This window comes from Serratia marcescens subsp. marcescens ATCC 13880 (assembly GCF_017299535.1).
GTDB classification, from domain to species: Bacteria; Pseudomonadota; Gammaproteobacteria; order Enterobacterales; family Enterobacteriaceae; genus Serratia; species Serratia marcescens.
Genome location: NZ_CP071238.1, coordinates 4605001 through 4621805, shown reverse-complemented (window position 1 = coordinate 4621805; position 16805 = coordinate 4605001). Strand labels below are relative to the sequence as shown.

Genomic DNA, 16805 nt, shown 5'->3' with positions numbered 1-16805 from the left:
AGCTAAGGAACTGAAATGAAAGCGGCAACCGCTGTAATCGACCGCCGCGCTCTGCGACATAATCTGCAACAGGTGCGCCGCCAGGCGCCGCAAAGCCGCCTGATTGCCGTTGTGAAAGCAAACGCTTATGGACATGGCCTGCTGGAAACAGCACACACCCTGCAAGACGCCGACTGCTACGGCGTGGCGCGCATCGGCGAGGCGCTGATGCTGCGCTCCGGCGGCATCGTCAAACCGATCCTGCTGCTGGAAGGCTTCTTCTGTGCCGAAGACCTGCCGGTGCTGGTGGCGAACAACATCGAAACCGCGGTGCACTGCATCGAACAGCTCGAAGCGCTGGAGCAGGCCGAACTGGCGCGCCCGGTGCCGGTGTGGATGAAGCTCGATACCGGCATGCATCGGCTGGGGGTGCGTCCCGAACAGGCGGAAGCGTTTTATCAGCGCCTGTGCGCCTGCCGCAACGTGGCGCAGCCGGTCAATATCATGAGCCACTTCAGCCGCGCCGATGAGCCGGAGTCCGACGCCACCCTGAAACAGATCGCCTGCTTCGAGCAGTTCGCGCGCGGCAAACCGGGCCAGCGCTCGGTCGCCGCCTCCGGCGGCACGCTGCTGTGGCCGGACGCCCACAACGAGTGGGTGCGTCCCGGCATCATTCTGTACGGCGTGTCGCCGCTGGATAACGGCAGCGGCGCCGAGCATGGTCTGCAGCCGGCGATGACCCTGAAATCCAGCCTGATCGCGGTGCGCGAGCACAAGGCCGGCGAAGCGGTCGGCTACGGCGGCGCCTGGGTAAGTCCGCGCGATACCCGGCTGGGCGTGGTGGCGATGGGATACGGCGACGGTTACCCGCGCAGCGCGCCGACCGGCACGCCGATCCTGATCAACGGCCGTGAAGTGCCGATCGTCGGCCGGGTGTCGATGGACATGATTTCGGTCGATCTCGGGCCGGATGCCGCCGATAAGGTGGGGGATGAAGCGGTGCTGTGGGGGCCGGCATTGCCGGTCGAGCGTATCGCCGCCTGCACCGGCATCAGCGCTTATGAACTGATCACCAAGCTCACGCAGCGCGTGGCGATGGAATACATCGGCGACTGATGCGCCGCAGGGGCCGACGCGCGTCGGCCCCGTTTCTCAGCGCGTTACTTCTTTACCGCCAACCACTTATCGATAATCTTCTGATACTCGCCGGTCGCCTTGGCCAGGTGCAGCCACTGATCCACATACAGTTTCCAACTCAGATCGTCGCGCGGCAGCATGTAAGCCTTCTCGCCGTACTGCATCGGTTTGGTCGGATTCACCGCGCACAGCTTCGGATAGCGCTTTTGTTGGTACAACGCCTCGGAGGCGTCGGTGATCATCACGTCCGCCTTGCGATCCACCAACTGCTGGAAAATGCTCATGTTGTCGTGCGTCAGCGTCAGTTTGGCCTTCGGCAGATAGGCGTGCACGAAGGCTTCATTGGTGCCGCCCGCCGGTTCCAACAGACGCACCGACGGTTTGTTGATCTGTTCTATCGTGCGGTATTTCTTCACGTCGGTGCAGCGCACCAGCGGGATTTTGCCGTCGGTATCCAGCTTGTCGGCGAAGAACACCTGCTTTTGCCGCTCCAGCGTGACGGAGATGCCGCCCATGGCGATGTCGCACTTGCCGCCGACGAAGTCCGGGGTCAGGGTTTTCCAGCTGGTTTTCACCCACTTCACCTTGGCGCCCAGGCTCTTCGCCAGCGATTCCGCCATGTCGATATCGATGCCTTCATAGCCGCCGTCTTCCTTGAGGAAGGTATAGGGCTTGTAGTCGCCGGTGGTGCAGACCTCCAGGGTCTTCTGCTGCAGCACCTTGTCCAGGTGGGATTGCGCGCCGGCGCCGCCGGCGGCGAGCAGCAGCGCGAGGGGGAGAAGCTTTTTCATCTGGCGTCCTTTTTATACATTCGTGGTTTTATGCGTTACTTCGCCGTTAATTGTCGTTTGCTTGCATGAGTTAGCCGTTTTTTATGCCGCTTACCGGCGAAAACGCCGGGCGTTGCTGCTGTACGCGATTCAAACGCCAGGGTGTGACGTCGGCAACGGTAAAAAAACTGGTAGGCTGTAACGTCAACATTTATTAACACAGTTTACAGGTGGCTATGTACAACATTGACGATTTTGATATGAAAATCCTGACGCTGTTACAGGCCAACGGCCGTCTGACCAATCAGGAACTGAGCGAGTTGGTGGGGCTTTCCGCTTCCCAATGTTCACGGCGGCGCATCAGCCTGGAGCAGGCGCAGCTGATCCGCGGTTACCACGCGCGGCTGGCGCCGGAGGCGGTCGGCCTGGGGCTGGTGGGGCTGATCGAAGTCAGCCTGATCACGCACGCGCAGGAGCAGATCGACAGCTTTCATCAGATGCTGGAGGACGTGGACGCGATCCTCGACGCTTACAAGACCACCGGCGACGCCGATTACCTGCTGAAAGTGGCGGTGGCTGACCTGCCGGCGCTGAGCGAATTCATCAGCCAGACGCTGTCGCCGCACAAAAGCGTGGCGCATATCAAAACGGCGGTGGTGCTCAATCGCATCAAGGAAAACGGTTTGTTGCCGGTGACGAGATAAAGCTAAAACCGAATGCGCTTTTCCGTCTATATTAGGAACGTAACGCTGTGCCCAAACCACAATAAACCAGGAGAAAAACCCCGTGTTCCAGAACGTTGACGCCTATGCCGGCGATCCCATTCTGTCGCTGATGGAAAAATTCAAACAAGACCCGCGTGCGCACAAGGTGAACCTGAGTATCGGCCTGTACTATGATGCGCAGGGCATCATTCCGCAGATGCGGGCGGTCGCTGCGGCGGAAGCGCAGTTGAACAGCGTCGAGCACGGCGCCTCGGTATACCTGCCGATGGAAGGGCTGCAACCCTACCGTTCCGCCATCCAGCAGTTGCTGTTCGGCGCGCAGCACCCGATGCTGCAGCAGGGGCGCATCGCCACCATTCAGACCGTCGGCGGTTCCGGCGCGTTGAAAGTGGGTGCCGACTTCCTGAAAACCTATTTCCCGGATTCGCAGGTGTGGGTCAGCGATCCGACCTGGGAAAACCACGTCGCCATCTTCAGCGGCGCCGGTTTCAAAGTGAATACCTATCCGTATTTCGACAGCGAAAGCCTGGGCGTGAAGTTCGACGCCATGCTCGCTGCGCTGAAACAGCTGCCGAAGCACAGCATCGCGCTGCTGCACCCGTGCTGCCACAACCCGACCGGTTCCGACCTGACTCCCGCCCAGTGGGATGAGGTGGTCAAGGTGATCGCCGAGCGTGAAATCATTCCGTTCCTCGATATCGCCTATCAGGGCTTCGGCGGCGGCATGGAGCAAGACGCCTACGCCATTCGCGCCATCGCGGCGGCCGGCCTGCCGTGCCTGGTGAGCAACTCGTTCTCGAAGATTTTCTCGCTGTACGGCGAGCGCGTCGGCGGCCTGTCGGTGGTGTGCGAAAGCGAAGAGGCGGCTGGGCGCGTGCTGGGCCAGCTGAAGGCCACCGTGCGCCGCAACTACTCAAGCCCGCCAAACTTCGGCGCGCAGCTGGTGGCCAAGGTGCTGAACGACGCCCAGCTCAAAACCCAGTGGCTGGACGAAGTGGAGAGCATGCGCACCCGCATTCTCGAAATGCGTCACGCGCTGGTGGACACCTTGAAGAGCGCGCTGCCGCAGCGCAACTTTGACTACCTGTTGGCGCAGCGCGGCATGTTCAGCTACACCGGCTTCAGCGCGGCGCAGGTCGATCGCTTGCGTGAAGAGTTCGGCGTCTACCTGATCCACAGCGGCCGCATGTGCGTGGCCGGCCTGAACCACAACAACGTGCGTCAGGTGGCCGAGGCGTTTGCCGCGGTGCAGTAACGCCTGTTAGTCTGAACGGACGTTCATCGGGAGCGATAGCGATATCGCTCCTTTTTTATTGCCGGCGCGCCGCCGAAGTTGCCGCAAACCGGAGAGAGAATATACTGATTGAGGGGCGCTCACTCATGTGGCATCAGCAAACGCTAATCCTCAGCGCAAAAGCGCGTGGCTTTCATCTGGTTACCGACGAGATCACCAACCAGTTAACCCACTTACACCGCCTGCAAACCGGCTTGCTGCATCTGTTGCTGCAGCACACCTCGGCCTCGCTGACGCTCAACGAGAACTGCGATCCCACGGTGCGAGCCGATATGGAGCAGCATTTCCTGCGTCAGGTGCCGGAAAACGCACCCTATCAGCATGACTACGAAGGGCCGGACGACATGCCGGCGCACATCAAATCCTCGCTGCTGGGCGCTTCCTTGACGCTGCCCGTCAGGCATGGGCGGCTGATGTTGGGCACATGGCAGGGCATCTGGCTGGGGGAGCACCGCATCCACGGCGGAGCACGCCGTATTGTGGCCACATTACAGGGGGAATAACCCAATGAATAACAGCGCATTGCTGGAGTACTGCATGGCGAAGCCGGGCGCGGAGCAGAGCGACCAGAACCAGTGGCAGGCCAGCCAGATCAAGGTGGGCGACGTGATGTTCGCCATGGTGTGCGAGATCGAAGGGCGGCCGGCGCTGGCGGTCAAGTCCAGCCCGGAGCTGGCGGAAAGCCTGCGTGAACACCATCCGGAGATCGTCGCCTGCGACGGCCTGAACAAGGCGCACTGGAATACGGTGTTTCTCGACGGCAACCTGCCGAACTCGCAGTTTTACACGCTGATCGACAGCTCCTATCAGCTGGTGGTGGAAGGCCTGCCCGAACACGTGCGCCAGGAACTGCGCGCCTGAATGCCGGGCGGCGGCGCCCGTTTTTCTCCTGTTTTCCCGTGTTAAATCGTGATCGCGGTTTTAAATTGGGAACGTTCCCTTTTTGTCGCCAGGCAAAAGCGACTACGCTTGGGCATTCAAGAAACGCGGATAAGATTAAGGAGGCCGACATGGCCATGAGCGAAGAAAAGCGCAAGATGATCGCCGGGGAACTGTACGACGCCGGCGACGACCTGCTGCGCAGCGAACGTCGGCGCGCGCGCCAATTGACGCATCGCTATAACCACTCCTCGCCGGAAGAGGGTGAGCTGCGCAAACAGTGGCTGGGTGAGCTGCTGGGCGGCTATCAGGGCGGCACCATCGAGCCGACCTTCCGCTGCGACTACGGCTATAACATTTATCTCGGCAAGAACTTCTACGCCAATTTCGACTGCGTGATCCTCGACGTGTGCGAGGTGCATATCGGCGACAACTGCCTGCTGGCGCCGGGCGTGCATATTTACACCGCGACCCATCCGCTGGACGCCGAGACCCGCGTCGGCGGCGCGGAGTTCGGTAAGACTGTCAGGATTGGCGACAATGTGTGGATCGGCGGGCGCGCGGTGATCAATCCGGGGGTGACCATCGGCGATAATGCGGTCGTGGCCTCCGGCGCGGTGGTGACCAAAGACGTGCCGGCCAACTGCGTGGTGGGCGGCAACCCGGCCAGGGTCATCAAGCAGCTATAAAAAAACGGGCGCCGCCGGGCGCCCGCCGTCATCAGGCTCGCAGCGAGTCGATATCCACCACGAAGCGGTACTTCACGTCGCTTTTCAGCATGCGCTCATAGGCCTCATTAATTTGCTGCATCGGGATCAGCTCGATATCGGACGTGATGCCGTGTTGGCCGCAGAAGTCCAGCATCTCTTGCGTTTCCGCGATGCCACCGATCAGCGAACCGGCGATGCGGCGGCGCTTCATGATCAGGTTGAACACCTGCGGCGACGGATGATCGTGCTCCGGCGCGCCGACCAGCGTCAGGGTGCCGTCGCGGCGCAGCAAGTTGAGGAACGGGTTCAGATCGTGCTGAGCCGCTACCGTGTTGAGGATGAAGTCGAAGCTATTAACGTGCTGCGCCATCTCATCCGGGTTGCGCGAAATCACCACTTCATGGGCGCCGAGGCGCTTGGCGTCTTCGATTTTCGACGGCGAGGTGGTGAACAGCACCACGTGCGCGCCCATCGCCCGCGCCAGTTTGACGCCCATGTGTCCCAACCCGCCGAGGCCGACGATGCCGACCTTTTTGCCTGGCCCCGCCCCCCACTGGCGCAGCGGCGAATAGGTGGTGATGCCGGCGCACAGCAGCGGCGCGACCCCGGCCGGATCGAGGTTTTCCGGCACGCGCAGCACGAAGTCCTGATCCACCACCAGATTGGTGGAGTAGCCGCCGTAGGTTACGGCGCCGGTGTGGCGATCCTGGCCGTTATAGGTGCCGGTAAAGCCGTTCTCGCAATACTGTTCCAGCCCCTCATCGCAGCTCGGGCAGCTGCGGCAGGAATCCACCATGCAACCGACGCCGACCAGATCGCTGACCCGGTAACGCGAGACATGGTCGCCGACGGCGCTAACGCGGCCGACGATTTCGTGGCCCGGCACCACCGGGTAAATCGTATTGCTCCATTCATTGCGCGCCTGGTGCAGATCCGAGTGGCAGACGCCGCAGAACAACACCTGAATTTGCACATCGTGGTCGCGCAGGGCGCGCGGCTGGTAATCGAAAGGCACCAGCGCAGACTTCGCGTCATGCGCGGCATAGGCATGGGTAATGTTCATGGTCGCTCCAGTTATCAATGTATGGGGGACAACGTTTGACCGGCAGCGAAGTGCCGGCGAGACGCGGCCTGAATCAGACAGGGCGGCCGCCGAGGGAACATTGATGATAAAAGCGGTGAGTGCGGAGGGAAATGCCTGAAAATGTCGAAATCTTGCCCGTTTCTGTTTGATTGCGGGGAAACGGGTCAGCGTGCGGACCGCCTGAGCGACGGCCCGCACGCCGGCGGCATTACTGGTTCAACAGCGGCTTCAGGAAGCGTGCGGTGTGCGATTTCTCACAATCGGCCACCGTTTCCGGCGTGCCGGCGACCAGGATCTCGCCGCCGCCGCTGCCGCCTTCCGGCCCCAGATCGACGATCCAGTCGGCGGTCTTGATCACATCCAGGTTATGCTCGATGACCACGATGGTATTGCCCTGATCGCGCAACTGATGCAGCACCGCCAACAGCTGTTGGATATCGGCGAAGTGCAGACCGGTGGTCGGTTCGTCGAGGATATACAGCGTTTGGCCGGTGCCGCGCTTCGACAGTTCGCGCGCCAGCTTGACGCGCTGCGCTTCACCGCCGGAGAGCGTGGTGGCCGACTGGCCGAGGCGGATGTAGGACAGGCCGACATCCATCAGGGTCTGCAGCTTGCGCGCCAGCGCCGGCACCGCGTCGAAGAAATCGCGCGCTTCTTCGATGGTCATCTCCAGCACTTCGTGGATGCTCTTGCCCTTGTACTTCACTTCCAGCGTTTCGCGGTTATAACGCTTACCCTTGCACTGGTCGCATGGCACGTAGATGTCCGGCAGGAAGTGCATCTCGACCTTGATCACCCCGTCGCCCTGGCAGGCTTCACAGCGTCCGCCCTTGACGTTGAAGCTGAAGCGGCCCGGCGTGTAACCGCGGCTGCGCGATTCCGGCACGCCGGCGAACAGCTCGCGCACCGGGGTGAAGATGCCGGTGTAGGTGGCCGGGTTGGAGCGCGGCGTGCGGCCGATCGGGCTCTGATCGATGTCGATCACCTTGTCGAAATGTTCGAGGCCGGTCACTTCGCGGAACGGCGCCGGTTCGGCGATGGTGGCGCCGTTGAGCTGGCGCTGGGCGATCGGGAACAGCGTATCGTTGATCAGCGTCGATTTGCCGGAACCGGAAACGCCGGTGATGCAGGTAAACAGACCGACCGGCAGCGTCAGCGTCACGTCCTTCAGGTTGTTGCCGCGCGCGCCGCTCAGCTTCAGCACCTTGGTCGGATCGGCCTGCACGCGCTGCGCGGGGATGGCGATCTCGCGCTTGCCGCTGAGGAACTGGCCGGTCAGCGATTCCGGCTGCGCCATGATGTCGTCGACGGTGCCTTCCGCCACCACCTGGCCGCCGTGTACGCCGGCGCCGGGGCCGATGTCGATCACGTGATCGGCGGCGCGGATGGCGTCTTCGTCATGCTCCACCACGATCACCGTGTTGCCGAGGTTGCGCAGGTGGATCAGCGTTTCCAGCAGGCGCTCGTTGTCGCGCTGGTGCAGGCCGATCGACGGCTCATCCAGCACGTACATCACGCCCACCAGGCCGGCGCCGATCTGGCTGGCCAAACGGATTCGCTGCGCTTCGCCGCCGGAGAGCGTCTCCGCCGAGCGAGACAGTGACAGGTAGTTCAGGCCGACGTTCACCAGGAATTTCAGGCGGTCACCGATCTCTTTCAGCACTTTCTCGGCGATCTTGGCGCGCTGGCCGCTGAGCTTCATGTTCTGGAAGAAGGTCATCGCATGGCCGATGCTCAGATCGGAGATCTCCGGCAGCGTGGTGTCTTCGACGAACACGTTGCGCGCTTCTTCACGCAGGCGAGTGCCGTGGCACGAGGCGCAAGGGCGGTTGCTGATGAACTTCGCCAGCTCTTCGCGCACCGCGCTGGACTCGGTCTCTTTATAGCGGCGCTCCATGTTGTGCAGCACGCCTTCGAACGGATGGCGACGCACGGTGGTGTCACCGCGATCGTTGATGTATTTGAATTCTATCGACTCTTTGCCGGAGCCGCTCAGCACCGCCTTCTGCACGTTGGCGCTCAGGGTGTTGAATGGCGCTTCGACGTCGAACTCATAGTGCTCCGCCAGCGAGCGCAGCATCTGGAAATAGTAGAAGTTGCGGCGATCCCAGCCGCGGATCGCGCCGCCGGCCAGCGACAGCTCGGGGTTCTGCACCACGCGATCAGGATCGAAGAACTGCTGCACGCCCAGGCCGTCGCAGGTCGGGCAGGCGCCGGCCGGGTTGTTGAAGGAAAACAGGCGCGGTTCCAGCTCGCGCATGCTGTAGCCGCAGATCGGGCAGGCGAAGTTGGCGGAGAACAGCAGCTCATCCGCTTTTTCGTCGTCCATGTCCGCCACCACCGCGGTGCCGCCGGACAGCTCCAGCGCGGTTTCGAACGACTCGGCCAGGCGCTGCGCCATGTCGTCGCGCACCTTGAAACGGTCGACCACCACTTCGATGGTGTGTTTCTTCTGCAGCTCCAGCTTCGGCGGATCGGACAGATCGCACACTTCGCCGTCGATGCGCGCGCGGATATAGCCCTGGGCGGCCAGGTTTTCCAACGTTTTGGTGTGCTCGCCCTTGCGGTCTTTCACCACCGGCGCCAACAGCATCAGGCGCTTGCCTTCCGGCTGGCTCAGCACATTATCGACCATTTGGCTGACGGTTTGCGCCGCCAGCGGCACATGGTGGTCCGGGCAGCGCGGCTCGCCGACGCGGGCGAACAGCAGGCGCAGGTAGTCGTGGATCTCGGTAATGGTGCCGACCGTGGATCGCGGGTTGTGCGAGGTGGATTTCTGCTCGATGGAGATCGCCGGCGACAGGCCTTCGATATGATCGACGTCCGGTTTTTCCATCAGCGACAGGAACTGGCGCGCATAGGCGGAGAGTGATTCGACATAGCGCCGCTGCCCTTCGGCGTACAGCGTATCGAAAGCCAGCGAAGACTTGCCGGAACCGGACAGGCCGGTGACGACGATCAGTTTGTCACGCGGGATGATCAGGTTGATGTTTTTCAGATTATGGGTTCGAGCACCACGAACTTCGATATTGTCCATTTACACTTCCCGTCTTGATGATACACCGCGCCTGTCGCGATTTTTGCGGGGGATTTTGTGATGGATCTCGCAAAAAACCGGCACAGCCTGGTCGAAACGCATAATTATGACACAAAAAAACCTGAATGAATATCCAGTATGCGAATGCAACAAGGCCGATCGAAAAGACAATTCTGGAATGCAATTCGCACTTATCAACACGGGTGTGGTTTCGCACTCAGCGTGGTAAACTGACGCGTTTATACTGTGTAGAAATCAATCATCGGGAGAAGTGCTCATGGCCAGCAGAGGCGTAAACAAAGTAATTCTGGTCGGGAATCTGGGTCAGGATCCAGAAGTCCGTTACATGCCGAACGGCGGCGCAGTGGCCAACATTACCCTGGCGACCTCCGAAAGCTGGCGTGACAAGGCGACCGGCGAACAGAAAGAGAAGACCGAATGGCACCGCGTCGTGCTGTTCGGCAAACTGGCCGAAGTGGCGGGCGAATACCTGCGTAAAGGCTCTCAGGTCTACATCGAAGGCTCCCTGCAGACCCGTAAATGGCAGGATCAGAGCGGCCAGGATCGCTACACCACCGAGATCGTGGTTAACGTCGGCGGCACCATGCAGATGCTGGGCGGCCGTCAGGGCGGCGGCGCACCGGCAGGTCAATCTGCCGGCGGCCAGGGCGGTTGGGGCCAGCCTCAGCAGCCACAGGGCGGCAACCAGTTCAGCGGCGGCCAGCAGCAGTCTCGCCCGGCGCAGAACAGCGCACCGGCGACCAGCAACGAACCACCAATGGATTTCGACGACGATATTCCGTTCTAAGCCTGGCGACAGCGCTAAAAAAACCCCGCTCAGGCGGGGTTTTTTGTGCTCGTTAGCCGCTGATTTTCTGCGGCGGTGTCGCCAATCAGTAAATTGCTACCGGGTTGATGTTGACCTGGGTTGAACCGACATACAGCGGTTGCCCCAGTACGAACAGGAATTCCCAGGTTTTCGTGCGCACCAGTGGGCGGCTGTCGATCAGCTCCAGGTTATAGACGCCGCGTTTGGCCAGCAGGTACTGGTTGACCGGGAACTCTTCGTCATTTTTCGGGTTAGGGTAAACTTCGGAGGCCCAGGTATCACCGCCGAAGGCCACGATGCCTTGGTCGGCCAACCATTTCGCCGCTTCCATGCCGATGCCCGGTTCAACTTCCAGGAACTTTTTATTGTCTTTGCCAATCAGCTCCAGCCAGCCGGTATTGAACAAGACAACGTCGCCTTTGCGTAAACTGATGCCCTGCTTTTTAAGCACCGCTTGAATATCCGCAACGGAAAATTCGGTGCCGCCCGGAACGATCGCTTTATTATAATAAGCCGTCATATCGAGCACCACGCCGCGTGTGACCATGGGCGGCACTTTTTCCACGCCCAATTTTTTCACGCCATCTACGGTGACGAAGTCCGCCGCCTTATTGCCGTTATAATAAACGTTGTCGATGCCGATATGGCCAATGCCATTCAACTGGGTGCCGACGCCGGTCCAGGCATTCACCAATTCATCATTAAAGGTGAATTTATTTGGGCCAAGCGTTTTACCGTCCTGCTGACCAGGCTGAATATTATATAAGCGGAAGCTGCGGTGGCGGAACGCCGGGAAATCTTTATCGACGGGCACCGCCAATGGCAATGTCTTGCCTTGTTTTACCAACTGCACAGACTGTAATACGACCTCTGGCGTGAGCAGGTTGGCTGCGCCGATTTCGTCTTTTGCGCCGTAAACGGAAGGATACCAGTCTGACGACTGCGCGGCGGATTCTGCGGCGTGCGCGGGCACTGCGGCCAGCAAGGGCAGCAAGAGGGAGAGGCGATACAATGATTTCATCAGTGACTCATCCTTATAACGGAGTATTGCAGGGTGAATGAAAATGAGCCTCCGGAAATTGGCGGCGTGAGGCCGCCGAATAATAACCGGTGGAGAAAGAGGCTCATTTTTTAGTACGCGGGTGCTTTAGCGTAATGCTTTATAACGCGTGGTGAATAACCACCCGACGATGACTTCCTTATGCGGAAATAAATAACGCCGTGCGAGCGGCGTCATTGATATTATTTTTTCAGCTCTGCACTCATGGTGACGAAATTGCCCATGTAGGCGCTGGTGATTTTGTAGCCGCTTGCGCCGGCCTCTTGCGCTTTTTTAGCGATGAGGGCTTCGGTGGAGTCCAGCGTTCTGCCGGTTGCGGTCACGCTTTCTGCCGCGGCGTTAAACGACAGCATGGAAAACAGAGCGAGTGAAATAACGGTGGTCATGGTTTTCATATCTTTATCCTGTGTTCGAAGGTTCGAAAAATAAGGGTGTCCGGTACGACACGATGGAGCGAAGGATAAAGACGTCGGCCTGGTGAATAAATAACAGAATCGTCAATAAACTATTCCATTTTTGCGCATAAACTAATTCTATTATTGTCTTTGAAGGCGAATATGCCGTGCGAGGTGGGGAGCGGTCGTCGGCGAGCGAATGAAAAAAAGCCCCTTGCGGGGCTTTGAGCGCTACGCCGAGAAGCCGCCGTCGATGCTCAGACTGGCGCCGGTGATATAACCCGCCTGCGGGCCCGCCAGGTAGGCGACGAAACCGGCGATCTCTTCATCTTTGCCGTAACGGCCGATCGCCATCAGCTGCTTGAGCTGATCGGCGAACTCGCCGGCGTCCGGGTTCATCTCGGTATCCACCGGGCCGGGCTGCACGTTATTGACGGTGATGCTGCGTGGGCCGAGATCGCGCGCCATGCCCTTGGTCAACCCGACCAGCGCCGATTTGCTCATCGCGTACACCGCCGCGCCGCCGAACGGCACGCGCTCGGCGTTGGTGCTGCCGATGTGGATGATTCGGCCGCCGTCGTTCATGTGGCGCGCCGCCTCCTGGCTGGCGACGAATACGCTGCGCACATTGACCGCCAGCATGCGATCCAGGTCGTCCAGCGCCAGTTCCTCGGTGCCGCCCAGCGTAAATACCCCGGCGTTGTTCACCAGAATATCCAGGTTGCCGAAGTGGCTCACCGCCTGGCGAACCGCCTGCTGCAGCGCCGCCGCATCGGCGCTGTCGGCCTTGATGGCGAGGACTTTGCCGCCGGCGGTGGTAACGGCGCTCGCCACCGCTTCGGCGCGATCGGCCGAGGCGGCGTAGGTAAAGGCGACGGCGGCGCCCTCGCTCGCCAAGCGTTTAACGATGGCGGCGCCGATGCCGCGGGAACCGCCCTGAACGAATGCGACTTTGCCTTGCAGTGGGAGTGCTGTGGTCATGTTATTTCTCCAAAGTGGGTGAGGGTAAGGCGTTATTCCCAGTATCGGTGAAATGTCCGGCGGCCACTGTTCACAAAGAGCTTTGCCTGCCCACAACGAGAAAAGCCCCTTGCGGGGCTTCTTTCTTCCGTCGGTTGGCTGTCCGACGATCAGTTGAAGATTTCTGCGGTGCCGTACAGTTTGTTCTGACCACCGGCGGCGACGATGCGGTAGGAGCTGGCGCCCGACGCGGCGGCTTTGCTGGCCAGTTCGCTTTCCAGCGCGCTCAGGTTAGCGGCGCCGCTCACGGTGACGACGCCGATCTTCTGGGCGTCTGCAGCAGGTTGACTGGAAGGCAGGTCAGCGGCGAAGGTTGCGAAAGAAGCGGTAGCCAGCAGCGCAGCGGTAGCAAAAATTTTGACGTTTTTCATGATGCGTTCCTCAGAGTGTTTGTTAGGTGAGAGCCCGTTGTCTCTCGATGTGTTAAATACTAGTGCACCGGATGTGAATAAAAAATCGGAGAGTTTTGAGTATCTCTGTCAAATAAATTGATTGTTTTTCATCCGCTGGCGCGGGGCAAAAATCGCCACTACCCTTTACAGACGATCCTTAACCGGAGAAGCGTCATGACGATAAGCGCGTTTATCGGCAGTTGGGCGTTGGTGTCGTCGGTGTTCAAAAACCAGAACGGCGAGCTGAATTACCCGCTGGGCGAGCAGGTGTTGGGGCGCATCCACTATGAGGCCAACGGCACGATGGCGGCGCAGCTTTACAGCGCCGTGCGGCCGCGTTTCGCCGCCGCCGATTTGGCGCAGGGGTCTGAGCGGGAGATCCGCGCCGCCTTCATCAATATGATTTGCTACTTTGGCCACTATCAGGTGGAAGAAAGCGAGCAGCGGGTGGTGCATCAGGTCGAAGGCTGTTCGTTCCCCAACTGGGTAGGCAGCCGTCAGGTGCGTTTTTACGCTTTCAGCGGCGATCGGCTGACGTTGCGCACGGTGCCGCTGCAGCTCGGCAACGGCGTGCAGGTTGGCGAACTGGTGTGGCAGCGGACAGGGGCTTCGTCATGATCATCGTTCATCATCTCAATCACTCGCGGTCGCAGCGCATTCTGTGGTTTCTGGAAGAGCTGGGCGTGCCTTATCAGGTGCAGCGCTACGAGCGCGATCCGCAGACCATGCTGGCGCCGCCGGCGCTGAAAAAGATCCACCCGCTGGGCAAATCGCCGGTGATCGTCGATGGCGATCTGACGCTGGCGGAATCCGGCGCCATTATCGAATACTTGCAGGAAGCCTACGACGCACAGGGCATGTTTATGCCAACCGACTTCCACGCGCGTCAGCAATACCGCTACTGGCTGCACTACGCCGAAGGATCGCTGATGCCGCTGTTGGTGATGAAGCTGGTGTTCAGCCGTCTCGGCCAGCCGCCGATCCCCTGGCTGCTGCGGCCGGTGGCCGGCGCGATCGGCAAAGGCGTGCAGCGGGAATACCTCGACAAGCAGATCGCGCCGCACTGCGAATACCTCGAACAGCACCTGAATAAGGGCAGCTGGTTCGTTGGCAACGACTTCAGCGCAGCGGATATTCAGATGAGCTTCCCGCTGGAGGCGATGGCGGCGCGCGGCGCGTTGGATGATTGCCCGAAACTGCGCGGCTTCCTGCAGCGCATTCACGCCCGGCCCGCCTACCAGCGAGCATTGGAGCAGGGCGGTCCTTACGACCTGCTGAGTTAAGCGGATGGGCTATACTCGATGGGGTCATTCTTCATCGGAGGTAGCCCATGGCTACGCAAATCTTCGTTAACCTGCCCGTACGCGATCTGCCCGCCTCAATGGCGTTTTTTACCCAGCTCGGCTTCAGCTTCAACCCGCAATTTACCGACGATACCGCCGCATGCATGGTGGTCAGCGACACGATTTACGTGATGCTGCTGACCCACGACAAATTCAGGATGTTTACCCCGAACCCGATCGGCGATGCCAACCAGGCCACCGAAGTGTTGGTGTGCCTGTCGCAACCCAGCCGGGCGGCGGTGGACGAACTGGTGCGCAAGGCGGTCGCCGGCGGCGGCAACACCTACCACCCGCCGCGGGACTACGGCGTGATGTACGGCCATGGATTTCAGGATCTGGACGGTCATATCTGGGAATTGATGTATATGGATCCCGCTGCGGTGCAGACGCAATAACCCCGCCATGACGGCGTTCGCCGGGGCGACCGTCGTCCCGGTTTTATCGCGCGAGCGCCATTACCGCCGCTTTCTGCATAAATTGCCGCGATCTTTAGTTGATTAGACGCTAGGGAAGGCAGGATAATCGTTTGCCTTGAATAAACCACCATAAATCACCCGTACCGCGCGCTGCGAGTTAAACGTTTGCCTGGGTGCGCATCGCCGTTGGCGGTGTGGCATAAGGGCAAGGATGCGGAACGTGACCTAAACGATTACGTGGCGATCGGGCGCGGGCGAGATTACAGGCCTGCTGTGACGGGCCGATTCATGAAACACAGGGGAAGTAACCTATGTCGAACTCTCAAGCGAACCACGCCGCAAAACCAACCGGCGGGCTTGATGGCTATTTTAAAATTTCCGCGCGCGGCAGCAGCGTGCGTCAGGAGGTGGTGGCGGGGCTGACCACCTTCCTGGCGATGGTGTACTCGGTGATCGTGGTGCCGAGCATGCTGGGCAAAGCGGGTTTCCCGCCGGCGGCGGTGTTCGTCTCCACCTGCCTGGTGGCCGGTCTGGGGTCGCTGTTGATGGGGCTGTGGGCTAACCTGCCGATGGCCATCGGCTGTGCGATCTCGTTGACCGCCTTTACCGCCTTCAGCCTGGTGCTGGGCCAACACATCAGCATTCCGGTGGCGCTGGGCGCGGTGTTCCTGATGGGCGTGCTGTTTACCATTATCTCGGTCACCGGCATCCGCGCCTGGATCCTGCGCAACCTGCCGATGGGCGTGGCGCACGGCACCGGCATCGGCATCGGGCTGTTCCTGCTGCTGATCGCCGCCAACGGCGTCGGCCTGGTGGTGAAGAACCCGCTGGATGGCTTGCCGGTGGCGCTCGGCGCGTTCACCTCTTTCCCGGTCGTCATGACGCTGGTCGGCCTGGCGGTGATCTTCGGCCTGGAGAAACTGCGCGTGCCCGGCGGCATTTTGCTGGTGATCATCGCCATTTCCATCATCGGCCTGATCTTCGACCCGGCGGTGAAATACCAGGGGCTGTTCGCCATGCCGAGCCTGGCGGACGCTGACGGCAAGTCGTTGATCTTCAGCCTGGACATCATGGGCGCATTGCAGCCGGTGGTGTTGCCGAGCGTGCTGGCGCTGGTGATGACTGCGGTGTTCGACGCCACCGGCACCATCCGCGCGGTGGCCGGGCAGGCCAATCTGCTGGATAAAGACGGGCAGATCATCAACGGCGGCAAGGCGCTGACCTCGGATTCCCTTAGCAGCATCTTCTCCGGCCTGGTGGGCGCCGCGCCCGCTGCGGTTTACATCGAGTCCGCCGCCGGCACCGCCGCGGGCGGCAAGACCGGCCTGACCGCCACCGTGGTCGGCATTCTGTTCCTGCTGATCCTGTTCCTGTCGCCGCTGGCCTATCTGGTGCCGGTTTACGCCACCGCGCCGGCGCTGATGTACGTCGGCCTGCTGATGCTGAGCAATGTCACCAAGCTGGACTTCAACGACTTCGTCGACGCGATGGCCGGCCTGCTGTGCGCCGTGTTCATCGTGCTGACCTGCAACATCGTCACCGGCATCATGCTGGGCTTCAGCTCGCTGGTCATCGGCCGCATCTTCTCCGGCGAATGGCGCAAGCTGAACATCGGCACCGTGCTGATCGCCGTGGCGCTGGTGGCGTTCTACGCCGGCGGCTGGGCGATTTAAGCCCCTTGGGTTTCCCTCGCCCGCCGGGCGGGGGAGCCTGTTACGGCAATTCCCTTCTTAAG

General features: G+C 60.7%; 18 protein-coding genes. 11 read left to right on the top strand and 7 right to left on the bottom strand.

The features are described from left to right. Positions 1 to 15 precede the first annotated feature (15 nt). Positions 16 to 1095 (top strand): alanine racemase, encoded by a 1080-nt coding sequence (gene alr, locus J0F90_RS22105; protein WP_033639273.1) that lies wholly within the window; start codon positions 16 to 18, stop codon positions 1093 to 1095. A 44-nt stretch (positions 1096 to 1139) separates the two neighbouring features. On the opposite strand, the gene J0F90_RS22100 is transcribed toward alr, so the two are convergent. Further along, complete coding sequence (locus J0F90_RS22100; protein WP_033639274.1) at positions 1140 to 1907, bottom strand: transporter substrate-binding domain-containing protein; 768 nt, start codon at positions 1905 to 1907, stop codon at positions 1140 to 1142. A 215-nt stretch (positions 1908 to 2122) separates the two neighbouring features. Between J0F90_RS22100 and J0F90_RS22095 the strand changes: the two genes are divergently transcribed. The 5 genes from J0F90_RS22095 (at position 2123) to maa (ending at position 5473) form a co-directional block, all read left to right on the top strand. Next, positions 2123 to 2590 carry an Lrp/AsnC family transcriptional regulator gene (locus J0F90_RS22095; RefSeq protein WP_016930266.1) on the top strand — a complete coding sequence of 156 codons (468 nt, stop codon included), beginning with the start codon at positions 2123 to 2125 and terminating at the stop codon, positions 2588 to 2590. Between the two features lie 82 nt (positions 2591 to 2672). Continuing rightward, entirely contained in the window at positions 2673 to 3866 is a 1194-nt protein-coding gene (locus J0F90_RS22090) for an amino acid aminotransferase (protein ID WP_016930265.1), read from the top strand. Between the two features lie 125 nt (positions 3867 to 3991). Continuing rightward, positions 3992 to 4408: a secondary thiamine-phosphate synthase enzyme YjbQ gene (locus J0F90_RS22085; protein WP_016930264.1), complete on the top strand. Its 417-nt coding sequence runs from the start codon at positions 3992 to 3994 to the stop codon at positions 4406 to 4408. A gap of 4 nt (positions 4409 to 4412) precedes the next feature. Then, positions 4413 to 4766, top strand: coding sequence for an MmcQ/YjbR family DNA-binding protein (locus J0F90_RS22080; protein WP_016930263.1), 354 nt, complete (start codon positions 4413 to 4415; stop codon positions 4764 to 4766). Positions 4767 to 4915: 149 nt separating this feature from the next. Then, on the top strand, positions 4916 to 5473 hold the full coding sequence (gene maa / locus J0F90_RS22075; RefSeq protein WP_016930262.1) for a maltose O-acetyltransferase: 558 nt from the start codon (positions 4916 to 4918) through the stop codon (positions 5471 to 5473). A 31-nt stretch (positions 5474 to 5504) separates the two neighbouring features. On the opposite strand, the gene J0F90_RS22070 is transcribed toward maa, so the two are convergent. Continuing rightward, the gene (locus tag J0F90_RS22070) at positions 5505 to 6557 is read right to left on the bottom strand and encodes an NAD(P)-dependent alcohol dehydrogenase (RefSeq protein WP_033639275.1); all 1053 of its coding nucleotides are present in this window, start codon (positions 6555 to 6557) and stop codon (positions 5505 to 5507) included. A 229-nt stretch (positions 6558 to 6786) separates the two neighbouring features. Next, the gene (gene uvrA, locus J0F90_RS22065) at positions 6787 to 9615 is read right to left on the bottom strand and encodes an excinuclease ABC subunit UvrA (protein WP_015379213.1); all 2829 of its coding nucleotides are present in this window, start codon (positions 9613 to 9615) and stop codon (positions 6787 to 6789) included. 277 nt (positions 9616 to 9892) lie between these two features. On the opposite strand from uvrA, the gene ssb1 reads away from it, so the two are divergent. Then, on the top strand, positions 9893 to 10423 hold the full coding sequence (gene ssb1 / locus J0F90_RS22060; protein WP_004936793.1) for a single-stranded DNA-binding protein SSB1: 531 nt from the start codon (positions 9893 to 9895) through the stop codon (positions 10421 to 10423). 85 nt (positions 10424 to 10508) lie between these two features. Here ssb1 and J0F90_RS22055 read toward each other — a convergent pair whose 3' ends face one another. The 4 genes from J0F90_RS22055 to bhsA all read right to left on the bottom strand — a co-directional run bounded on the left by J0F90_RS22055 (position 10509) and on the right by bhsA (position 13290). Continuing rightward, the gene (locus tag J0F90_RS22055) at positions 10509 to 11465 is read right to left on the bottom strand and encodes a cyclase family protein (protein WP_015379212.1); all 957 of its coding nucleotides are present in this window, start codon (positions 11463 to 11465) and stop codon (positions 10509 to 10511) included. Positions 11466 to 11686: 221 nt separating this feature from the next. After that, on the bottom strand, positions 11687 to 11899 hold the full coding sequence (locus J0F90_RS22050) for a YdgH/BhsA/McbA family protein (RefSeq protein WP_004936800.1): 213 nt from the start codon (positions 11897 to 11899) through the stop codon (positions 11687 to 11689). A 231-nt stretch (positions 11900 to 12130) separates the two neighbouring features. Then, complete coding sequence (locus tag J0F90_RS22045) at positions 12131 to 12880, bottom strand: 3-oxoacyl-ACP reductase family protein (RefSeq protein ID WP_033639276.1); 750 nt, start codon at positions 12878 to 12880, stop codon at positions 12131 to 12133. Positions 12881 to 13029: 149 nt separating this feature from the next. After that, positions 13030 to 13290: a multiple stress resistance protein BhsA gene (bhsA, locus tag J0F90_RS22040; protein ID WP_033639277.1), complete on the bottom strand. Its 261-nt coding sequence runs from the start codon at positions 13288 to 13290 to the stop codon at positions 13030 to 13032. Between the two features lie 195 nt (positions 13291 to 13485). Here bhsA and J0F90_RS22035 point away from each other — a divergent pair, with 195 nt between their 5' ends. The 4 genes from J0F90_RS22035 (at position 13486) to J0F90_RS22020 (ending at position 16743) form a co-directional block, all read left to right on the top strand. Further along, entirely contained in the window at positions 13486 to 13929 is a 444-nt protein-coding gene (locus J0F90_RS22035) for a lipocalin-like domain-containing protein (RefSeq protein WP_033639278.1), read from the top strand. Next, on the top strand, positions 13926 to 14594 hold the full coding sequence (locus J0F90_RS22030; RefSeq protein WP_016930257.1) for a glutathione S-transferase family protein: 669 nt from the start codon (positions 13926 to 13928) through the stop codon (positions 14592 to 14594). Before J0F90_RS22035 ends, J0F90_RS22030 begins: the two co-directional genes overlap by 4 nt. A gap of 47 nt (positions 14595 to 14641) precedes the next feature. After that, positions 14642 to 15049, top strand: coding sequence for a VOC family protein (locus tag J0F90_RS22025; RefSeq protein ID WP_033639279.1), 408 nt, complete (start codon positions 14642 to 14644; stop codon positions 15047 to 15049). Between the two features lie 332 nt (positions 15050 to 15381). Beyond that, a complete protein-coding gene (locus J0F90_RS22020) occupies positions 15382 to 16743 on the top strand; it encodes an NCS2 family permease (protein ID WP_004936819.1) in 1362 nt (453 codons plus the stop codon). Positions 16744 to 16805: the final 62 nt, after the last annotated feature.

Bases quoted from the DNA above. Each gene is read 5' to 3' on its own strand.
- alr (WP_033639273.1), top strand. From the start codon at position 16: ATGAAAGCGGCAACCGCTGTAATCGACCGCCGCGCTCTGCGACATAAT.
- J0F90_RS22100 (WP_033639274.1), bottom strand. From the start codon at position 1,907: ATGAAAAAGCTTCTCCCCCTCGCGCTGCTGCTCGCCGCCGGCGGCGCC.
- J0F90_RS22095 (WP_016930266.1), top strand. From the start codon at position 2,123: ATGTACAACATTGACGATTTTGATATGAAAATCCTGACGCTGTTACAG.
- J0F90_RS22085 (WP_016930264.1), top strand. From the start codon at position 3,992: ATGTGGCATCAGCAAACGCTAATCCTCAGCGCAAAAGCGCGTGGCTTT.
- J0F90_RS22080 (WP_016930263.1), top strand. From the start codon at position 4,413: ATGAATAACAGCGCATTGCTGGAGTACTGCATGGCGAAGCCGGGCGCG.
- maa (WP_016930262.1), top strand. From the start codon at position 4,916: ATGGCCATGAGCGAAGAAAAGCGCAAGATGATCGCCGGGGAACTGTAC.
- J0F90_RS22070 (WP_033639275.1), bottom strand. From the start codon at position 6,557: ATGAACATTACCCATGCCTATGCCGCGCATGACGCGAAGTCTGCGCTG.
- uvrA (WP_015379213.1), bottom strand. From the start codon at position 9,615: ATGGACAATATCGAAGTTCGTGGTGCTCGAACCCATAATCTGAAAAAC.
- ssb1 (WP_004936793.1), top strand. From the start codon at position 9,893: ATGGCCAGCAGAGGCGTAAACAAAGTAATTCTGGTCGGGAATCTGGGT.
- J0F90_RS22055 (WP_015379212.1), bottom strand. From the start codon at position 11,465: ATGAAATCATTGTATCGCCTCTCCCTCTTGCTGCCCTTGCTGGCCGCA.
- J0F90_RS22050 (WP_004936800.1), bottom strand. From the start codon at position 11,899: ATGAAAACCATGACCACCGTTATTTCACTCGCTCTGTTTTCCATGCTG.
- J0F90_RS22045 (WP_033639276.1), bottom strand. From the start codon at position 12,880: ATGACCACAGCACTCCCACTGCAAGGCAAAGTCGCATTCGTTCAGGGC.
- bhsA (WP_033639277.1), bottom strand. From the start codon at position 13,290: ATGAAAAACGTCAAAATTTTTGCTACCGCTGCGCTGCTGGCTACCGCT.
- J0F90_RS22035 (WP_033639278.1), top strand. From the start codon at position 13,486: ATGACGATAAGCGCGTTTATCGGCAGTTGGGCGTTGGTGTCGTCGGTG.
- J0F90_RS22030 (WP_016930257.1), top strand. From the start codon at position 13,926: ATGATCATCGTTCATCATCTCAATCACTCGCGGTCGCAGCGCATTCTG.
- J0F90_RS22025 (WP_033639279.1), top strand. From the start codon at position 14,642: ATGGCTACGCAAATCTTCGTTAACCTGCCCGTACGCGATCTGCCCGCC.
- J0F90_RS22020 (WP_004936819.1), top strand. From the start codon at position 15,382: ATGTCGAACTCTCAAGCGAACCACGCCGCAAAACCAACCGGCGGGCTT.